The organism is Ruegeria sp. BC7, from assembly GCF_056539165.1.
On the sequence record NZ_JBQFUL010000002.1, the window covers coordinates 748590 to 768406 of the forward strand.

At 55.8% G+C, this 19817-nt stretch carries 16 protein-coding genes; 11 read left to right on the plus strand and 5 right to left on the minus strand.

Going from position 1 to position 19817, the window contains the following annotated elements; genetic code table 11:
• The first annotated feature begins 259 nt into the window (after positions 1-259).
• Genes wecB through ACR0KS_RS08730 form a run of 8 tightly spaced genes read left to right on the plus strand, consistent with a single transcriptional unit; the run spans position 260 to position 9015 of the window.
• A complete protein-coding gene (wecB, locus tag ACR0KS_RS08695; protein ID WP_480693179.1) occupies positions 260-1402 on the plus strand; it encodes a non-hydrolyzing UDP-N-acetylglucosamine 2-epimerase in 1143 nt (380 codons plus the stop codon).
• A complete protein-coding gene (locus tag ACR0KS_RS08700) occupies positions 1399-2202 on the plus strand; it encodes a glycosyltransferase family 2 protein (RefSeq protein ID WP_480693170.1) in 804 nt (267 codons plus the stop codon). Before wecB ends, ACR0KS_RS08700 begins: the two co-directional genes overlap by 4 nt.
• On the plus strand, positions 2202-3428 hold the full coding sequence (locus tag ACR0KS_RS08705; RefSeq protein ID WP_170566873.1) for a DegT/DnrJ/EryC1/StrS aminotransferase family protein: 1227 nt from the start codon (positions 2202-2204) through the stop codon (positions 3426-3428). The genes ACR0KS_RS08700 and ACR0KS_RS08705 overlap by 1 nt, the downstream gene beginning before the upstream one ends.
• 5 nt (positions 3429-3433) lie before the next feature.
• Positions 3434-4459, plus strand: a complete 1026-nt coding sequence (locus ACR0KS_RS08710) for a Gfo/Idh/MocA family protein (RefSeq protein WP_170566871.1) — start codon at positions 3434-3436, stop codon at positions 4457-4459.
• Positions 4456-5076, plus strand: coding sequence for an acyltransferase (locus ACR0KS_RS08715; protein WP_170566869.1), 621 nt, complete (start codon positions 4456-4458; stop codon positions 5074-5076). Before ACR0KS_RS08710 ends, ACR0KS_RS08715 begins: the two co-directional genes overlap by 4 nt.
• Positions 5073-6419, plus strand: a complete 1347-nt coding sequence (locus ACR0KS_RS08720) for an FAD-dependent oxidoreductase (RefSeq protein ID WP_170566867.1) — start codon at positions 5073-5075, stop codon at positions 6417-6419. Before ACR0KS_RS08715 ends, ACR0KS_RS08720 begins: the two co-directional genes overlap by 4 nt.
• Positions 6416-7429, plus strand: coding sequence for a polysaccharide deacetylase family protein (locus ACR0KS_RS08725; RefSeq protein WP_170566865.1), 1014 nt, complete (start codon positions 6416-6418; stop codon positions 7427-7429). Before ACR0KS_RS08720 ends, ACR0KS_RS08725 begins: the two co-directional genes overlap by 4 nt.
• Entirely contained in the window at positions 7426-9015 is a 1590-nt protein-coding gene (locus ACR0KS_RS08730; protein WP_170566864.1) for a DUF2723 domain-containing protein, read from the plus strand. The genes ACR0KS_RS08725 and ACR0KS_RS08730 overlap by 4 nt, the downstream gene beginning before the upstream one ends.
• A gap of 23 nt (positions 9016-9038) precedes the next feature.
• Here the strand turns inward: ACR0KS_RS08730 and ACR0KS_RS08735 are convergent, their stop codons facing one another.
• Both ACR0KS_RS08735 and ACR0KS_RS08740 read right to left on the minus strand, forming a co-directional pair.
• Positions 9039-9392, minus strand: coding sequence for an SMR family transporter (locus ACR0KS_RS08735; RefSeq protein WP_170695952.1), 354 nt, complete (start codon positions 9390-9392; stop codon positions 9039-9041).
• A gap of 205 nt (positions 9393-9597) precedes the next feature.
• Complete coding sequence (locus tag ACR0KS_RS08740; protein WP_170566860.1) at positions 9598-11091, minus strand: BCCT family transporter; 1494 nt, start codon at positions 11089-11091, stop codon at positions 9598-9600.
• A gap of 395 nt (positions 11092-11486) precedes the next feature.
• Between ACR0KS_RS08740 and ACR0KS_RS08745 the strand changes: the two genes are divergently transcribed.
• The 3 genes from ACR0KS_RS08745 (at position 11487) to ACR0KS_RS08755 (ending at position 15595) form a co-directional block, all read left to right on the plus strand.
• The gene (locus tag ACR0KS_RS08745; RefSeq protein WP_170413201.1) at positions 11487-12455 is read left to right on the plus strand and encodes a TAXI family TRAP transporter solute-binding subunit; all 969 of its coding nucleotides are present in this window, start codon (positions 11487-11489) and stop codon (positions 12453-12455) included.
• A 102-nt stretch (positions 12456-12557) separates the two neighbouring features.
• A complete protein-coding gene (locus tag ACR0KS_RS08750; RefSeq protein WP_170566858.1) occupies positions 12558-15167 on the plus strand; it encodes a TRAP transporter permease in 2610 nt (869 codons plus the stop codon).
• A complete protein-coding gene (locus tag ACR0KS_RS08755; protein ID WP_170566856.1) occupies positions 15164-15595 on the plus strand; it encodes a universal stress protein in 432 nt (143 codons plus the stop codon). Before ACR0KS_RS08750 ends, ACR0KS_RS08755 begins: the two co-directional genes overlap by 4 nt.
• A 3-nt stretch (positions 15596-15598) precedes the next feature.
• On the opposite strand, the gene ACR0KS_RS08760 is transcribed toward ACR0KS_RS08755, so the two are convergent.
• The 3 genes from ACR0KS_RS08760 to ACR0KS_RS08770 are packed head-to-tail and all read right to left on the minus strand — an operon-like array spanning position 15599 to position 19687.
• A complete protein-coding gene (locus ACR0KS_RS08760) occupies positions 15599-16639 on the minus strand; it encodes a lipocalin-like domain-containing protein (protein ID WP_170566855.1) in 1041 nt (346 codons plus the stop codon).
• On the minus strand, positions 16629-19043 hold the full coding sequence (locus ACR0KS_RS08765) for an ABC transporter permease (RefSeq protein ID WP_170566854.1): 2415 nt from the start codon (positions 19041-19043) through the stop codon (positions 16629-16631). The genes ACR0KS_RS08760 and ACR0KS_RS08765 overlap by 11 nt, the downstream gene beginning before the upstream one ends.
• Positions 19040-19687 carry an ABC transporter ATP-binding protein gene (locus ACR0KS_RS08770; RefSeq protein WP_170566853.1) on the minus strand — a complete coding sequence of 216 codons (648 nt, stop codon included), beginning with the start codon at positions 19685-19687 and terminating at the stop codon, positions 19040-19042. Before ACR0KS_RS08770 ends, ACR0KS_RS08765 begins: the two co-directional genes overlap by 4 nt.
• Positions 19688-19817: the final 130 nt, after the last annotated feature.

Genomic DNA, 19817 nt, shown 5'->3' on the forward strand with positions numbered 1-19817 from the left:
TCGTATCTATTCATATCAGAGCGGTACGGAAAGTATTGTGACTTGGGTGTTATTTTGCGCCGAAGGTAATGGTGAATAGTGGGGGCTTAAAATTGTTTGAATTTGGTATTTACTGCGCTCGAGTGGGTGCAATGTATAACGCTGTCTAAGCGTTATGGAGGACACTTTTCCAGGAAGCCGTTCCGATTTGTGGGAGTTTCGATCGGCACCCGTGGGTCGACGCGTGGTCAGGTATTCGCGCCGAGAGGCGTTGAAAGTGATGTTAGTTTTCGGGACACGCCCAGAACTAATTAAGATGCTGCCCATTATTCGCGAGGCAGAAAACCGAGAAGACGTCGAACTTATTACGGTAATGACGTCGCAGCACACCGACCTGGTGCGATCCTTGGCTCAGGAGTGGGAGATTTCCGTCGATTACGACCTTGAGGTCATGAAGCATGCTCAGTCGTTGAATGACGTGATTTCTCGGGTTGTTGGAAGGATTGATTGCGTTCTGCAAAAAGAGAAACCGGATGTGGTTCTCGTTCAGGGCGATACGTCAAGCGCGTTCGGCAGTGCTTTGGCGGCATGGCAGCGGCAGATACCCGTTGGTCATGTCGAGGCTGGATTGCGGACGGCCAGTATCGACTCTCCGTTCCCGGAGGAAGCAAACCGTAGGCTGATTTCCCGCATTGCCAGCTTTCATTTCGCGCCGACACATAGCAACAAGAAGGCTTTGCTGGCCGAAAAAGTTCCGGCTGAAAGTGTTTTTCTTACCGGGAACACGGTGGTTGACTCGATAAGGCATGTGATGGGGCAAAGACCCGTGTCCAAGCCCGTTGCGTCATTGATATCCGACCTCAAGGGGCGTCGGATTATGGTTTTGACCACACATAGACGCGAGAGCTTTGGTTCTGTGATGTGCGACCGTCTCAAAGTATTGCGTCGCTATGTCGAAGAACGGCCGGACATTAGTCTTGTTTTCCCGGTCCATCCTAATCCGCAAGTGAAGAATGTAGCGAGCGCCGAGCTGTCCGGGTCAGACCAAATCCACCTTGTTGAGCCATTGGCCTATCCGGATTTCCTGCACGTTCTTGCGGCGTCGTGGGTCATTCTGTCGGATTCAGGAGGCATTCAGGAAGAGGCGCCAAGCCTCGGGAAGCCATTGCTGATTCTGCGCGACGAGACTGAGCGTTCCGAAGCCGTGAGTTGTGGAATTGCGCGGCTTGTCGGTCAATCCGCGCAACGCCTGCAAGAAGAACTTCTAGAGCTTGATTGCCCTGCAAGTTGGGCGTCAAAGGTCGGAGAAGTTGATAATCCATTTGGACGGGGGAACAGCGCCTCGCGGATACTGGATATACTGCAAAGAAGACTGGCGCGGACCCGTGCCGTCCGCATGACTGCTGCGGGGGCCGTGCAATGACGCATACAGCCGATCCTTTCCCGGCTCATCAATCCCTTACCGTGGTTGCTCCGTGCTTCAACGAGGAAGAAGGGCTGCACTATCTGGCCGAGAAACTTGCCAAACTGCAGGCGAACCTTGGATCGCAAGTGGCTCTGTCGATCGTTTTGGTGGATGACGGAAGTACTGACAACACGTGGGACGTCATGCACGACCTTTTCGGGCGCGAACCGAATGTCACCTGTCTACGGCATAAGAAAAACCTTGGGATCATGGCGGCCACTGTAACCGGGATTGCGGCCTCGACGGATGAGGCTGTCGCGGTCATTGATAGCGATTGCTCTTACGATCCTGCGCTTATTTCCAAGATGCTGCCCTTGCTGAAAGAGGACACGTCAATCGTGACGGCCTCGCCCTATCACCCACAGGGGCAGGTGGAAGGTGTACCGGAATGGCGTTTGTTTTTGTCCAAAGGCGCCTCTTGGGGTTATCGGCAGTTGCTTAGGAACAATCTTGCAACGTACACGTCTTGCTTTCGCCTGTACCGAAAAAGCTCGGTTGTTTCTTTGCCGCGTCGACATGACGGATTTTCCGGTGTGGCCGAGGTCTTGGCGCTGTTGGATCGGCGCGGATGGCGTATCGACGAAGTTCCGGCCGTTCTGACGACACGTAAATACGGCCAGTCCAAGTTGAGACTTTTGCGGGTGGTTCGCGACCACCTTTTTTTGATGTCCAGTATCGCGATTGGAAAGATTTTTTTTAACCGTATCGCTCCGCAAGAAATTCCTGCGGGCCCTCAAGTAGGTGGAGAAAGAGATTAATGACGAGTACATCTGTTCCCGAGTTTCCTTCAGATCAGTATGCAAGCGGTCGCCAGTTGGGTGATGAAGAAATAGCGGCCCTTACGTCCGCTATCCGTTCTGGTACGCTTACGTCGACCAAAGGTCATTTCGTAAAAGAGTTTCAGTCCCAGTTTGCCCAATCCATCGGAGCCGCGTTCGGTTTTGCCTGTAGCTCGGGGACGGGGGCTATCCACGCCGCTGTTTCCGCAATCGACCCAAATCCCGGCGACGAAATCATCACATCGGCGATCACCGATATGGGCGCAATCACCCCGATTCTGTACCAGACGGCCATACCTGTTTTCGCGGATGTTGATCCGATCACGGGAAACCTGACGGCGGAAACGATCGAACGCGCGATCAGCGATCGCACGAAGGCCATTATCGTAACGCATCTCTTTGGGTATCCGGCTGACATGCCGGCGATTTGCGCTGTTGCCCGTCAGCATGGGATTCCGGTGATCGAAGATTGCGCACAGGCTTACGGCGCAACGATCAACGGTCGTCACGTCGGGACTTTTGGCGACATCGGGTGTTTCAGCCTGCAACAAGGTAAACACATCACGACTGGCGAAGGTGGAGTAGTCACGTCCAACGACGAAGGTCTTGCCCGGCGCATTCGGCTGTTTATCGACAAGGCATGGGGGTACGGAGACCCGAAGCCGGATCACTATTTTGTCGCGCTGAACGGGCGGATGACCGAACTGCAAGGCGCGGTGGCGCTCGCTCAGTTTGCCAAGCTTGAAGACAGTGTTCGTCAGAGACAGGCGATGGCCCAAAAGCTGACGGGCGCGATATCTGGTCTGCCTATGTTGGTCGCGCCTTACTCGGATGATCAAACAGTTCACAGCTATTGGAAATACCCGCTGATCGTTCAACCCGAGATAGGCGGCCCCGTTCGTGTTGCCGAGGCATTGCGCGGATTTGGTATCAACTCGGCACCGCGATATATCCAGAAGCCCGCGTTCGAGTGCGCTGTGATCCGCGATCAGCAGACGTTCGGCGACAGCGGCTTTCCTTTCAATCTCGCCCGACCCGAAGCTGTTGACTATGCGCCAGAGCGATTTGAGGGAACCTATTCCTTCCTGAACGATGTTCTCGTTCTGCCGTGGAATGAGCGTTATACCGACGAGCACGTCGATTATCTGGCGCAACAGATCGCCGCTGTCTGCTCTGACGTTCCTCGTCTGGATGTTGCGGAGTAAAGCTCATGGTACGATTTGGTATTGTTGGGGCTGGCGCGATTGCAAAAGCGTATTCCGAGGCATTGGAACAGGCCGAAGGCGTTTGCCTGACAGCCGTTGCAGATACGATGTTCGATGCAGCAAAATCGATGGCAGATGGTCACGGCGCTGCTGCGTTTGCGTCGCATCGTGAATTGGGCTTGTCAGGGTTGTGTGACGCGGTGATCGTGTCGACACCGCCCGCAACCCATGAAGCCGTTGTCTTGGATCTGATTGAGGCGGGTTTGCCCGTACTCTGCGAAAAGCCATTTGCGATTAACGGTGTAAGTGCACGCAGAATGGCTTCGGCGGCTGGTGAGAAAGGCATACTGATCTCGATGGCGTCAAAGTTCCGCTATGTGGATGACGTCCAGATCGCGCGGGAAATGGTGGCTGCGGGAGAGATTGGTGAACTCAAGCTGATCGAGAACGTCTTTACGGGCGTGGTGGACATGACTGACCGGTGGAATGCACAGCCTGAAATATCTGGCGGTGGTGTTTTGGTGGATAACGGCACCCATTGCGTGGATATCGTGCGTTTCTTCACGGGCGGTATTGCCGCCGCCTCTGCCATGGTGGGTCCAAGCCTTCAGGACATCAGTGTCGAAGACCACGTCTTTATGTCGCTCAGAACGGCAAACGGGGCTTTGGCCCAGATCGAAACGTCTTGGAGCATCCACAAGGACAGCTCGGATTACTTGGCGTTGTATGGCGATGAAGGAGTCATTGAAGTCGGTTGGAAATCCTCTCGCATTCGGCGTCCTTTGACCGGACAATGGGAAACCTTTGGCACCGGTTACGGAAAGGTGCAGGCGTTCTCAAATCAGGTCTTGGACTTTGCAGCCGGGGTTCGCGGTGAGCCAACCAAAAGCCTTGCCACCGGGCGGGACATTCTGGCGTCAGTGGACGTGATTTCAGCCGGCTATACGTCGATAGCGGAAGGCGGCAGATGGGTTGACGTTGACGGCGTTGCGACCATCGACAGGGTCATGCCCAAGAGTGTGGTGTCGTGACGCCCAGGATTCATCCGACGGCGATCGTCGAGAATGGCGTGGAAATCGGTGCAGGTACGTCGGTGTGGGACAATGTGCATCTGCGCGGCCCCAGCAAGATCGGCAGCAACTGCATTATTGGTGGCAAAAGCTATATCGCGTATGGCGTCGAAATCGGCGATTTCGTCAAAATAAACTCGTTTGTCTACATTCCGAATGCCGTCAGGATCGGCAATGGGGTGATGATTTCCGCTGGGACCATCTTTACCAACGACATTACTCCGCGTGCCACTGACCCTGATCTCACAGAGCTTTTGGATTCAGGGCCGCAGGATAGCACGCTTTCGACCTTTGTAGGGGATGGGGCAACCTTTGGAGCGGGCAGCAGAATCTCGGGCGGGATTACGATTGGCGAATTCGCAATGATCGGAATGGGGTCGGTTGTCACCAAAGACGTCGGCGCATTCCATCTGGTATTTGGCAATCCGGCCAGACTGAAAGGCGCCGTGTGCAAATGCGGCCAAGTGTTGGTTCGTGGAAGCCTTGAGGGGCAGGGAAGGGTGACCTGCCCAAAGTGCGATCGGCAATACAGTTATCAAGACGGGGTCGTCTCGACCGAGTTGGAAAGCGTGTCATGAGTGCTGTGCAAGCGGATACGTGGGCAGTCCTTGGCGGAGGGATTCTGGGTCAGGCGCTGGCGCTTCGGTTGCAGAAAGCCGGCAAGCGCGTGACCTTGATCGAAGCCGCGCCAGAGTTGGGCGGCCTGGCAATGGCTCAGCAGGTCGGAGGTATCACCTACGACAAGTTCTATCATGTGATCTTGCCGTTTGATAAGCGAACCCTCGCTCTGCTCGACGAAATCGGGTTGGGAAGCGACGTTGAATGGAGGTCCACGCGGACGGGTTTCTTCAGCGAGGGGCGGCTGATGCCGTTGAACGGGGCGCTCGACTACTTACGTCTCAGATCAATCGGTTTGGTGACCAAACTGCGTGTTGCCTATCTTTTGATGACGGCCGGGCGGATCAGGGATGGCGAGCCTCTTGAACAGGTCAGCGTTCAGGATTGGCTAACGCGCTGGTGCGGAAAGGCTGGATATGAAAAGCTCTGGCGGCCACTTCTAAGGGCAAAGTTGGGTGACAACGCATCAAAGGCATCGGCGGCGTTTATTTGGTCAAGCATACGCCGTTTGTATCTTGCGCGGCAGGGCGTTCAAAAGGTTGAACAGCTTGGGTTTGTGAAGAATGGGGGCTATGCCCGTATCCTGAACGTATTGCGAGATGAGTTGGTCGCAAGAGGAATTGAGATACAAACGAACACCCCTGTAAGCCGGGTTTACTCAACGGCCGCAGGGGTTTGCATCGAAACCCCGTCCGGCAGGCAGGTGTATGAAAATGTTGTCTCAACACTTCCGACAAAAGCAAATCTGGCAGTGTGTGAGGGGCTAAAAGCCACGGAAAAGGCCCGTCTGGATGGGGTTGTGTATCAAGGCATAATCTGCGCGTCCGTTGTGCTTGATCGACCGTTGGCCGGATATTACCTGACCTACCTGACAGACGAAGCGCTGCCGTTCACAGGCATCGTTGAAATGTCTGCTTTGACGGGAACCGGCGCGTTTGACGGTAAAACCTTGGTCTATTTACCGCGCTACGTAACGCAAGATGATCCGTATTGGACCCAAAGCGATGAAAAGATCGCCCTGCAGTTTATGGATGCTCTGAGGAAGGTGCACCCGGACGTTACAAGCACCGATATCCTGGACATAAAAATATCCAGAGTACGCGAAGTGATGGCCGTGCCGACCATTGGGTATCGTGAAAACGCTCCGCAAACGGCGACTTCGGTGCCCGGGCTTTACTTTGTGAACTCCGCGCAGATCATCGACGGAACATTGAACGTCGATGCGACTCTGGGCGTCTTGGACGAGGCTATGCCGAAACTTGATCTGGGTCGCACAACCACTGAGGCGAGGCCAGCCGCATGACAAAGAAACTTGCAAGCCTGTCTCTCGATCTCGACAACCTATGGTCCTACATGAAGACCCATGGTGATCCGGGGTGGCAGGATTTTCCCGGCTATTTAGACGTCGTCGTGCCACGGTTTCTGGACATGCTCGACGAGCTTTCCATAAGCATGACGGTTTTCGTTGTCGGGCAGGATGCCGTGATCAAGGAAAACAAGCCGATCCTGAAGTCCATCGCTGATGCAGGTCACGAGATCGCCAATCACTCGTTCAACCATGAGCCTTGGTTGCACCTTTATTCTCCAGAGGAGATCAGCAAGGAAATTGAACGCGCGGAAGAGGCCATTCACTCTGCGACGGGCGTTACGCCCAAGGGTTTCCGGGGTCCGGGCTACAGTTTGTCGGAAACCGTTTTGGACGTGCTGAGGCAGCGTGGATATGACTATGACTGTTCGACCTTTCCCACGATCGTCGGACCTTTGGCGCGGGCTTATTATTTTGCAAAGTCGCGTTTGTCATCAGATCAAAAGGAAAGGCGAAAAGTACTTTTTGGCGGGGTGAAGGATGGTTTTCGACCCTTAAGTCCCTATGCGTGGGATCTGAACGGAGAGCGAATGGTTGAAATCCCGGTTTCGACAATGCCGTTCTCTCGCATACCGATCCACTACAGCTATCTGCACTGGATCGCAGGTGCGTCGGACGGGCTGGCCTCGGCCTACTACACATCTGCTTTGCGAGTTTGCGATGTAGCTGGCGTAGCCCCTTCGCTGTTACTGCATCCGCTGGACTTCATGGGGGGGGATGACGTGCAGCAGTTGGCGTTTTTCCCCGGAATGAACCAATCATCTGCCGAAAAGCTGGCCCGCATGAAGCGCTTCTTGTCCAAGCTGAGTGACGAGTATGATGTCACCACAATGGCTGGGCACGCAAAGACGCTGAATATGCCAGAGCTGCCTCTGCGGAAGCCGGACTTTGCAGTCGAGGACGCTGATGCCGTCGATTTTGCCCAAGAAACTAGCGCGACCCGATGATTGAAGCTCGGAATATCCAGTCATATCAGGGGTTACTGAGAACCGGCGTCTTTTGCTTTCTCACCGCGGCGTACCTGGTAACGGCACCAGAATATCATACGACAGCAATCGACTCGTTTTACTTTGCTGAGGTTGTTTCCGAGCATGATCTGTTTGAGGCCCCGGTTCGTCTCTTGCTGTGGTTGTCCTCGATGCAGGTGCTCTATCGGATAGTTTCGCTTTTCCAAGTCGATCCTGATCCGTTTGTAATTGTTGGCATTGCGAACGCGATTTGTGCATCTGCATCCGTGATCTTGCTTGAACGGTTGTTGTCGCGGCATTTCGACGTTCCACCACCGGCGTCATGGCTTACTGCAGCTACTTTTGGGGTCAGCTATGGCGCATGGCGATATGCAACCGAGCTGGAGGTTTATTCTTCCGCGATGTTGTTCGCCATTGTTTTGCTTTCGTTGGCGTTTTCAACGGAAGCGTTGAATCCTCTGGCGCGGTCAAGACGGATATGGATCACTGCGATTGCAGGCGCGGTCGCGTCTTTCTTTTATCAGCCATTGGGTATCGTGGCGGGGGTGGCAATCCCCGTATTTTTCCTGTCCCGGCGGGTTTTGAGAGACTTCTTTCAGTACTGCATAATTTATGGGGTTTTTCTTGCGGCGGGGTTTCTTAGCCTGGCAAGAACATCGGAATTCAGGGATCCGTTGCACACCGTTTTGGATACGGACGGCAAAGTTGTCGTACTGCCCGATTTGGTAAGTCTTTCCGCATCGGTGGTGGCGTTCCTTCAAAATCTTTTGTCTGCGAACTGGATATTTGCGTTCCCACCCACGCGGCACGTCATCGAAAGCAATTTTGCAGATTATTTCGTGCATGAACTGGTTGCCACTGACCCGCCATATTGGGGGGTTCACCTATTCTACTTTACGATCCCAGCAGCGATAGCTTTGTTGGTGACGTCCGTCATTTGCATTCAAAAGTCTGGGGAAAGGCGCTCTCTGACCAGCGCTGAGTTGAGTGCGATTTCTCTTTTGGCGGTGCAGTCTCTGATGGCGTTGGCATTGCACCCGGAAGGTTTCGAGGCGTGGCTGCCCACGCTCGTCCCTGTGTTTTTGTTGTTGGGAAGCCGTATTTCCGGCCCTTTGGAAAGGGCTGGGCGAACGTCGTTGCTTGTTATGATTATTGCTGTTTTTTCCGTTCACAATTGGTTTGCAGGCGTCGGTGTGTTTGCCAATGCTCAGCGTGACTATAACCGCATCCTGGCCGAGCCCGCCATCACCCGCCTTGGTGAGAGGGACTTGGTCATCATTGGGGCGGATTGGCCCTTGTTCAAATATCTAAGTCTTTTTGGTGCGGCTGATACGATATTTGTAAAAGACACTCAGACCGAGGTTATTCTGAGCCGCGTGGCAGAAACCATGGAGAATGGTCATCAGGTCATGATCTACCCAGACGTTATTGCGCCCTCTGATTTGGCCCTTGAGCAAGCTGGAAATATTCCGAGCGTATACGCGAAACTGCCTTATCAAGCGATGGAAAGAGGCGAAAAAGTCGAGTTCGGTGAACTTGGCTACGGATTGCTTTTGCGAAAGTGAAGCAATTGAAGCTGCCCGGTACGTCACCCGGTTGTCAAAAGTCCGACTCCAAGAATGACAAACGCAATTCCTACAGCCGCCTTCATATTTATGGCTTCCCCGAAAAAGATCATTCCGACGCTTGAAATTCCCACGATCGAGAGGCTTGTCGCAAGTGTATATGCGGTTCGCAATGGAATGCCGCGCAAAGCATACAGATAGCTAATCAACAGCATTACTCCCAAGGTCAGACCGATCCATAGCATCGGGTGCAGAACCGCAGATAAAATGGACGACCACGAGCGGGAAATGTCTGTCTCGACCGTAAATTTCTTGAAAGCGAAATTTGCGCCAATATTTCCGAATATCGCAAGCACCAAGGCCAACCAGTAGCTCATCTGAAAAGGCTCCAAAATATACTTAATCTTTAAGTGCTAATCTGGAAGCGACCTCAGGTCTATTGAAAAGTCAGGCGCTCGCGATTTGAAGCGAAAGTCGTGGGTCAGCGATTTATCTAAGGGTCTGGGCGCATACACAGCCAGATCAGAAAGCCAACATAGGCGAACACGCTGAGATTCAGTACAGTATCCATCAAGGTGCCGCTCATGATTGCTCCTCGCGTGCAAGAGATTTGAACAGGCAAACAACCAACACTGGAACGATGAACACGAAGGCGATGGCCGACAGCGCGATGATCGAACGCACAAGGGCGATATCACCAACCAGAATCATCGCCAGCCCAAGCGCGCCAAGAATGGCCCCCCAAACTGTTCGTATGCGGGGCGAGGGGTTTTCGTCTCCTCCGGTTCCGATCATCGCAAGCGTAAACCCTGCGCTGACCACACTTGTTACTACGAAAAGAAATGCCGCCAGAACCGTCGCAGTTCGAGTGATTCCGTCCAGTGGAAACTTTTCGAGCAACGCGAATGTCGTCGCGTCGAGGTTTTCGGCGTTTATGGATGACAGCGCCCCGTCTTGTCGTAACGTGTCAAAAAAGCCCAAGCCGCCAAAGATGCCGAACCACAGGATCGAAAACAGCGTCGGGGCAACGATAACGCCGATCAGGAACTCTCGGATGGTTCTGCCGCGTGAGATTCGAGCAATGAAAATGCCCACAAAGGGTGACCACGCCAGCCACCAGATCATGTAGTTCAGAGTCCAGCCATGAAACCAGTCAACGATGGTTTCATCAAAAAACGCGGCCGTGGAAAACCCCGCTGGCAATACTCCGAAAAGGTAACGGCCAAAGCCCGATACGATGTCGTCCATAATGAATGAGGTTGGACCCATGACCAACAAATAGATCATCATGCCAACCGCAATAAGCATCGCTGAATTCGACAACAGCGCCATGCCGTCACCAAGGTCTTTTCTAAGCGGTATGATGAATGCAATGCACAAGGCGATGAAAACCGGAATGGTCAGTTGGCCGGGTTCTTCAACGCCAATCAACCCGGCCAGTCCCGTTTGTATCTGGAAAACGCCCATCGCCATTGAACCCGCCAGCCCGACGGCAATCGCGACGATTGACAACAGATCGAAAAGCCAACCTAGCGCTTTGATCCAACGGGCCTCTCCCAATGCTGCGCGCAAGGGCGCGCTTAGCAGCAGGGCTTGGCCTTTGCGATATGCAAAATAAGCAATAACCAGCGCGACGATCCCGTAAATTGCCCACGCATGAAAGCCCCAGTTCAGGTAGGTCACGAACATGGCATAGCTGGCGGCCTCGGGGTCGTTGTTGTATTGGCGCAGCACCTCGAAATGGGTCAAAGGTTCGGCTGTTCCGTAAAACAGAAGTCCAACGCCCATCCCGGCTGCGAACAGCATTGCGATCCAAACTGGTGTTGAAAACTCGGGCTCGGTTGCGCCTTGGCCCAGGCGAATTTCCCCGAAACGCGAAAACGCCAGGTAAATCGATACGAACAGCAGGCCGCTGACCTCAAGCATGATGAACCAGCCGCGGCTATTGAACTGTGTAGCAACTGCCGTGGACGCAAGGCGGCCCAGCCCCTGAGGGTCGGCAATACCCCACGCAGCGATGCCCGCGCTGAGGGCCAGTGCGATCACAAGAAGCGGGCTGGGGGATTTCCTGTCCACGGATCAATACCTTTCCACACCGTTTCCCAGAGCTTATGCCAATATCGGGCGCTACATAAAGGATTGGTGTGCGACCGTCGGTTTTTCTATCGCTAGGCGCCAAGTCGGTTTTGATGCTCTGCCGAGGCTTCAACCCCAATGCGTTGGGATATTTTCCCGGTCGCAGGGGGAAACTTCGGGAAATTCTCTCACATTTGCTGATCCGGGCTGCCAGTTCGTCCGCGGGGGTTGACAAGCACAGTGTCTAAATGAAACGTCGAATAAGTTGGGAGATTAAGAAAATTCAGATGCTTGACCCTGTTGCAAGACAGGGCGGCTTGCCGTGACGGTATGGTTCCTGAAAAAGGGCCGCTGAACAATCTCTCATCCACAATAAGAGTTGGGAGTTTTCAAAAATGAAAAACAGCAGCAAGCTAAGCCTTGGCGCGGTCGTGACCGCAGCACTTATGGCTCCGGCCGCGTATGCAGAGGAATTCATCACCATTGGTACCGGTGGCGTAACCGGCGTTTACTACCCGACGGGCGGTGCGATCTGCCGTTTGGTCAACAAGGGCCGTAAAGAGCACGGTGTGCGCTGCTCGGTCGAGTCGACTGGCGGTTCGGTTTACAACATCAACACCATTCGCGAAGGCGAGCTGGAGTTCGGTGTCGCGCAGTCCGATTGGCAGTACCACGCTTACAATGGCAGCTCGAAATTCGAGGAAGCCGGGCCGTTTGAAAACCTGCGCGCCGTTTTCTCGGTTCACCCCGAGCCGTTCACGGTTGTGGCCCGTGCCGATTCCGGCATCGCCAATTTTGAAGATCTGAAAGGCAAGCGCGTCAATATCGGCAACCCCGGGTCCGGTCAGCGCGGCACTATGGAAGTTCTTCTGGAAGAAATGGGTTGGAGCACCGATGATTTTGAGCTGGCGACCGAACTGAAGGCGGCCGAACAGTCCGCTGCGCTGTGCGACAATCAGATCGACGCGATGGTTTACACCGTCGGGCACCCCTCTGGTTCGATCCAAGAAGCAACCACGGCCTGCGACTCGGTTCTGGTGAATGTAAGCGGTGAAGCCGTTGACAAGCTGGTGAACGACAATTCGTTCTATCGTACGGCGACCATCCCCGGTGGCATGTACCGCGGTTCTGACGGTGACACGGCGACCTTTGGCGTCGGCGCAACTTTCGTGACTGCGGCGGACGTGTCGGAAGACGCGGTCTATGCGGTTGTCAGCTCGGTCTTTGAAAACTTTGATGATTTCAAGAAGCTGCACCCTGCATTTGCGAACCTGAAACCCGAAGAAATGATTGCAGACGGTCTGTCGGCCCCTCTGCATCCGGGTGCCGAGAAGTACTACAAAGAAAAAGGCTGGATTCAGTAAGCCAGACCTGATGCGGGGTGCCTTCGGGCGCCCTGCCACCTAAACCCGTATCAAACGGGCGCGACAAAAGGCCGAAAAAAGTCCGCGACGGGGAGAATTTTCATGAGTTCCGACACACAATCCAATCGCCCACTGTCAGAAGAAGAGCTGCAGGACCTCGTTGCATCTTCCGATGCAGGTGGACGAAACCCGGTCGGTAAAGTCGGGATATTTCTGGCTATTGTCGCTGCGATCTGGTCGATTTTTCAGGTCGTTCTGGCCTCGCCCCTGGCCAACTATGTCCTGCCGGGCAGTGTCGTGAACAATGCGCGCCAGTTTCATCTGGCATTTGCGATGTTCCTCGCATTCGCAGCCTATCCAGCCCTAAGGTCCAGTCCGCGCGACTACATCCCGGTTCAAGATTGGATTATGGGCGTTCTGGGGGCATTCGTCGCCCTTTATGGGTATTTCTTTTATAACAAGATTGTCGATGCCGGTGGTCTTGCTGATGACACGGACAAGTGGGTCGCTCTGGTCGGCCTATTGCTTCTGTTCGAGGCCGCTCGACGTGCGCTTGGTCCGGCGATGGCGATTATCGCGACGATTTTTCTGGCCTACGTGTTTTTCGGCTCATCCGATTGGGTGCCCGAAGTTATTCGCTGGAAGGGTGCAAGCCTGAAAAAAGCGATGAGCCATATGTGGATCACGTCCGAGGGCGTGTTCGGCATTGCGCTAGGGGTTTCCACCAAATTCGTGTTCCTGTTCGTACTTTTCGGAGCCTTGCTGGATAAGGCCGGGGCAGGGAATTACTTTATCAAGATGGCGTTCGGTGCATTGGGCCACCTGCGCGGCGGACCGGCCAAAGCAGCCGTTGTGGGTTCGGCCGCGACCGGTCTGATATCGGGTTCGTCGATTGCGAATGTGGTGACCACGGGCACGTTCACCATTCCGTTGATGAAGCGTGTGGGCTTTAGTAGCGAACAGGCGGGCTCGGTCGAGGTTGCCTCATCCGTGAACGGTCAGATCATGCCGCCTGTTATGGGCGCTGCCGCCTTCCTGATGGTGGAATATGTGGGAATTTCCTATGTCGAGGTGATCACCCACGCCTTCCTGCCTGCGGCGATTTCTTACATCGCCTTGGTCTATATCGTCCACCTTGAAGCCGTGAAGCGGAACATGCCCACGCTGGGCGACCGCGACGTGCATCTGGCCCGAACCGTCGTCGGAATGCTGTCGTTCTTCCTGATATTTGCCGGGCTCTGCTACGGCTCGCAATTCCCGGTCGAGGCCGTGACAAGCTGGGCGCCGTCAGCGGCGGGTCTTATCCTCAGCATCGTTGTCTGCTTGATCTATGTTGGTTTGCTGTACCTGGCCGCGCAAGTGCCGGATCTTGAGCCAGACGATCCGAACGCCAAAGAGGTGACGTTGCCGGTGATCGCCGATATCTACAAGGCGGGTCTGCACTATCTTCTTCCGATCATTGTGCTGGTCTACTTCTTGATGATCGAACAGAAATCACCTGGCCTGTCAGCGTTCTGGGCAACCGCGTTGCTGTTTGTCATTCTGCTGACGCAAAAGCCGCTCAAGGCGATTTTCAGGGGGCAGAGCGATCTTTCCAACTCATTCGTCGATGGGGTCGCCGACTTTTGGCAGGGGCTGATCGACGGCGCGCGCAACATGATCGGGATCGCTCTGGCTACGGCCACGGCGGGTGTGATTGTGGGCACTGTGACGCTGACCGGCGTGGGGCAGGTCATGGCCGATCTGGTCGAGTTCCTGTCGGGCGGCAACCTGATCCTGATGCTGGTGATGGTCGGTCTGCTGAGCTTGATCCTTGGCATGGGTCTGCCGACCACGGCGAACTATATCGTTGTCAGCTCGCTAATGGCCGGGGTTGTCGTTGAGCTGGGTGCGCAGAGCGGGCTGATCGTGCCGCTGATCGCCGTGCATCTGTTTGTGTTCTACTTTGGCATCATGGCTGACGTGACACCGCCCGTGGGTCTGGCCAGTTTCGCCGCCGCCGCCGTATCTGGCGGCGATGCGATCAAGACCGGTTTCACCGCGTTCTTCTACAGCCTGCGGACCGTTGCGCTGCCGTTTGTGTTTATCTTCAACACCGACTTGCTGTTGATCGACGTGACCTGGGTTGAAGGGATAATCGTCGCCATATTCGCGACCATCGCGATCCTTGTCTTCACTGCGGGAACAATGGGGTATTTCCTGACCCACAGCCGGATCTATGAAAGCATCGCCCTGATCGCTGTGGCCTTTGCGTTGTTCAGGCCGGATTATTTCATGGACCGCATCGCGCCGCCTTATACTTCGGTCGAGCCTGCGGCATTTGTGGAAACCATCGGGCAGACACCGCCCGGAACCGAAGTGCGCATGGTCGTCAGCGGCCCGGATTTCGACACGCTTGAGATGACAGACACAACCGTTGTCGTCTCGGTCGGCAGTGAGGAAGGCGGCGAGGCAAGGGTCGATGCCATGGGCTTGCTTCTGTTCGAGGAGGACGGCTTGATCAAGTTAGAGGAGCCGCTGTTTGGCACGCCTGTGGCGGATGAGCTGGATATGTTCGACTATTACGGGGACGAGGCAGTGCGCCTGACCTCGGTCAATCTGCCGTCCAGCCAGCCGCCCAAGCAACTGATCTACATTCCCGCTTTGATCCTTCTGGGTCTGATCGCATTCCTGCAACGCGGCCGAGCCGCCAGACAAGAGGTGCCCGCATGACGAACTCGGTGCTTTGTGCCGTCGACATCAGTAACGGCGAATTGGATACCAATGTCTTGAACACAGCCGCGGCTCTGGCGGATCAGGAGAATGCGCAACTGGATGTGGTAACGGTGCTTCCGGATTTCGGAGAAAGCTGGGTTTCCGGGTTTTTCCAACCGGATTTTCACGACAAGGCGATGGAAGAAGCGCATTCCAAACTGGTCGAGATGTGCGTCGCAGCGGTTGGCAAAGAGCGGAACGAGAAAATCCGCCATGTTGTCGCAACGGGAACGGCTTATCAGGAAATCCTGAAAACGGCTGAGAGTGCGGGCAGCGATCTGATCGTGATTGGCGCGCATAAACCGGACCTGAAGGATTATTTGCTGGGGCCGAACGCCGCGCGGGTCGTGCGGCATTCGACGGTCTCGGTATACGTCGTGCGTTAGGGGTCAGTATCCCGTCATCTCAAGGTATCCACGCCCCGAGTGGCTGCCCGAGATCGTGACCGGGCCTTCCCAATACTCAAATCTTGTCGCCATCCAAGCCTCGGGCGTCAGCGCGGACACTTCGACATCAAGGTTTCGGTCAGGCAGCATCACACGCCAGTGGGTCGGGATCGTGCGGCCAGCGACCGAGGACGTCTCGAGCGGGCTGAATGTGACAGAACCGTCGGGCAGGGCGGTTGTCTCTCCGTCCGCCGAGATCAGGGTCGCGGCGGTAAAGTCCCCACGATCCCCTCGCAGACGAAACGCCATCAGTTTGTTCCCATCATCGAAGCTCAGCGAAAACCAGTCCCATCCGCTTTGATCTGCTGCCAGAGGTTGCGATGACCATTCGCGATCCAGCCAGCCTTGTCCGGTGACCGCGATATCCTGAGCCGGCAGGTGCAACGTGCCCTCGACCGTGAAGAATGGCTGTGAGTAATAGTAGCTGGCTTGTCCATCCGCCGATTTGACCGAATAGCCTTGGTCACCGTGAAACACCAACGGACCCTGAGCGTTGAGGCTCAGGTCATATCCGAAATTGCCTCCATTGGCGGAAAGGGACAGGTTGCCCATATCTGGGCCGCGCATGTGCCATTCGTCGATCCAAGCCTCGAACGGTTGCGCCGTGACACCAGCCTGCCCGATGCCGCCGCGCGACAGTCTTTCGGCAAAGTAATGATGATCTGGGGCCGTAATGGCCGCGTGCCCCATCCATATCTGGGGGCTTTGCCAGCCCTCGGTTTCTTGGGGTTTGAGGGCAGAACGAAACAGCGTCCATTGAATACCGTAGGGCCGCCCGTCTTCTCCGGTCAGATTTGCCGTCAGGTACCACCATTCTATGCGAAAGGACGGATGTGGGCCGTGATCCTGCGGAAACTGGAATTGGTATCCCGGCTGCGGAATGTCGAACCCTTCAGCCGATCCCCCCAGCCCTGCATATCCTTGGGCCCGCACGAACGACGGAAACAGCAGAACAAGGATCAATAGCCACGATTTAACGCTCATTGGCAAACACCTTTAGCAAGTCAGCCGGAGGCAGGCGCAATAAGCGCAAGGCGGGTAAAGCCGCTGCAACCAAAGCCGCCAGCAAGGTCAGAAGGAACAATCGAACCCAATCTGCGGGAAACAGGTACATCGGCAAGCGCCAGCCAAATGCCTCGACATTGATGATGGCCAGAAGGGTCCAGGCCAGAACCAAGCCAAGGGGCAGCGCAATGATCGCAGTCATCGCCGCCAGCAACACGCTGCGCAGCAGCTCAAACTGCGCGAGTCTGGCGCGGGTCAGGCCCAAGGCCCAGACGGGGGCAATCTGAGGCAAGCGTTGGGTCCACAGGGTCAGCAAGCTGGTCAGAATGGCGAACCCGGCGACACCCAGCGTCAGCACATTGAGCGCAGAAGTGACCACAAAGGTTTTCTCAAAGACGGCCATGGACTGTGCTTTCATCGCGGCCTGCTGGACCACGGCCTGCCTTGGCAGCTCAAATCTGTCCCGCAATTCCTGTGCAAGTTTCGTTGCCCTGTCGGGGGGCACGCGTATTCCGAAACGCCGCGTCTCAGCCCCCGGCGCGATTTGATCCAACCGCGTCATCGAGACAATGGCTTGCCCCGTAGGATTGCCGTAATCAGAGTACACGCCAGCAACCGGCAACGTGTATTCGCGGTTGAAGGTAAGATCATCTCCGGGCCACAGGTCTTGTCGGCGGGCGAGTTGTTCATTGATCAGCACCGCGTTGCCCACATTCACGCGATCCCAGACATCCGCACCCGAAGCGATCAGAGGCCAATGTTGGCGGTACGTCTGATCGTCGACGACCCCGTACAGAAAAAGTGGCCCGCTGGGATGCGCCAGTTCCACGCTGCGAATTGGCAGAATGGCGTCCACTTGCGGTGCCAGCCATTCCGATATTTCGCGTCCCTGTTGATCGTCTTTTGCCGTCAGGTACAGCTCGGACGTCAGGCGTTGATCCAGCCAGCCGGTGAAGGTCAGGCGAAAGCTGGAAACCATTGTTCCAACCCCGATATTGGCCGCTAGCGCCAATAGTAGTGCCATTAACGCTAGGGATAGGCCCGGCAACTGCGCGCGCATATCCGACCAGATCCACTGGGCTATGGGGTCTTTGGCAAAGCGTTGAAAACCCGAAATCACTAACGAGAGCAAGGACGGCAAAAGCAGTGCCGCACCCAGCAGTAAGCCAGCAACCAGTGTAAACCCGGCGACCAATCCACCGATGATGAGTTGCACAATGACGCCAACGAGAATTACCGACAAACCCAAAAGCGGCGTGGCAAGCCCGTTTAAGGTGGCTGCCCGCCATGCTTGCACTCCGGCACCGGACAGCAGGGGCATACGGGACAGACGGATCAGACCATGGCCACTGGCCAGCAGCGTTCCGCCCAGAGCCATCGCCAATCCTGCCAAAGCCCATTTCGGCTGTAGCGCAATTTCGCCGCTCACCGGGGCGCCATACAACCCGCGCAGTGTCGCGGCGACATCGGGCAAGAGAGCACCTGCCAGAAAATACCCAAGCACCAACCCTGCCAACCCGCCGATCAGCGCCAGCAAAGATAGCTCCAGAAGGATCACCCAGACCAGTCGCCGCATGGAAACGCCAAGCGCCCGCAACGTTCGGATCATTCCGCGACGCTGCGCAAAGGCCAGCCCGACCGTTCCATGCACGATGAACAGGCCTACCGCGAAGGACAGCAGCCCAAAGGCCGACAGGTTCAGGTGGAAACTGTCAGTCAGTTGCGCCGTGTCCAGTTGCGACGACGCCTCGACCCGCTCCAGCTCTGGCGCAATCGAGGCGATTGCAGGAAGCGCCCGTGGTTGATCAGGCAAAATGATCAGCCTTGAGATTTGACCTGCCCTGTCCAGCATTACCTCGGCCACGCCAATATCTGTCAGGATCAGATCAGGGGGAAGGTCAGGGCTTGTCAGAACCGGCGGCAGTCCGGGTTGGCTGTCCAAAAACCGCGCCAATTCGGGTGAGGCCAGCAACCGACCGGGGGCTGTCAGTATGTCAGCAGGGTCCGGTGGGGTGGCGCTTTGCTCAATGCGCGTGACAGCAGGCAGCGCTGGATAGGCGACCATGTCAACGCCCATGACGCGGATGCTGCGGCCTGCGATGCGTGTGGTGTCTTCCAACACGGCCGCGACCTGCCATCCGGCGCGCCTCAATGACACATACCGGTCGATCGTGATGGGACCAGTTGGATTCCTCAGTTCATCGTGCTGCCCCAGCGCAAGCTGATCGTTGGCGCGCTGATAACTTGCCCGGGCTTCGGCATTGATGGCCTGCACCGCTGACCAGAGGCCGGCTGCCAGCGCAATCCCGATCAACAGGGTCGCAAGTTGCAGGCGGTGCCGTCGCCAGTGAGACAGCAGCGCCTGAATGATTGCCGCAGTCATGCGATATACCCGCCGGACAAATGCGCCTGTCGATCCAGCCGTGCGGCAATGTCCAGTGAATGAGTGACTAGCAGCAGCGCAGCCCCGGTTTCGGCAACGAGGGACAGCATCAGGTCCAGAACAGTCGCGCTGGCGGTTTCATCCAGATTTCCAGTCGGTTCGTCCGCAAGCAGCAATTGAGGTTGCGCAGCCATGGCGCGCCCGATCGCAACCCGCTGCTGTTGGCCGCCTGACAGACTTTCGGGGTAGCGATCCAGCAAGTCCGCTAGACCCAGCCTGTCCGCAAGATGCGTTATCCATGCCTCGTCCAGCCTGCCAGCAAGACGCGCGTGAAAGGACAAGTTCTGCGCGACGGTCAAAGACGGTATCAGGTTGAATTGCTGGAAAACCAAAGAAACGCTCTGCCGGCGTAGCGTGGCGCGACCGGGATCATCCAGCCCGGACAGACTAGTTCCGTCCAGCGTGATCTCTCCGCCATCGAAGCTGTCCAGTGCTGCGGCAAGGTTCAGTAGCGTGCTTTTCCCGCTGCCGCTTTCACCGGTGAGTGCAAGCGTTTGCCCCTTGTCCAGCTCAAGAGAGACGCCGCGCAGGACAGGGCGTCCTCCGGGGTAGGATTTCTGAACATTTTCTATTTTCAACAGCATGAGAACGCCTCGGGTCGTACTTGCAACAATGTGAGCCCTGGCGGGCTGCTGTCCAGTATGGACGCGGATTCGTTTCCATTCGTCGCAGCAGTCGACGCGGGGTTGTGACCTTTGGCCTAAACCGTCATTC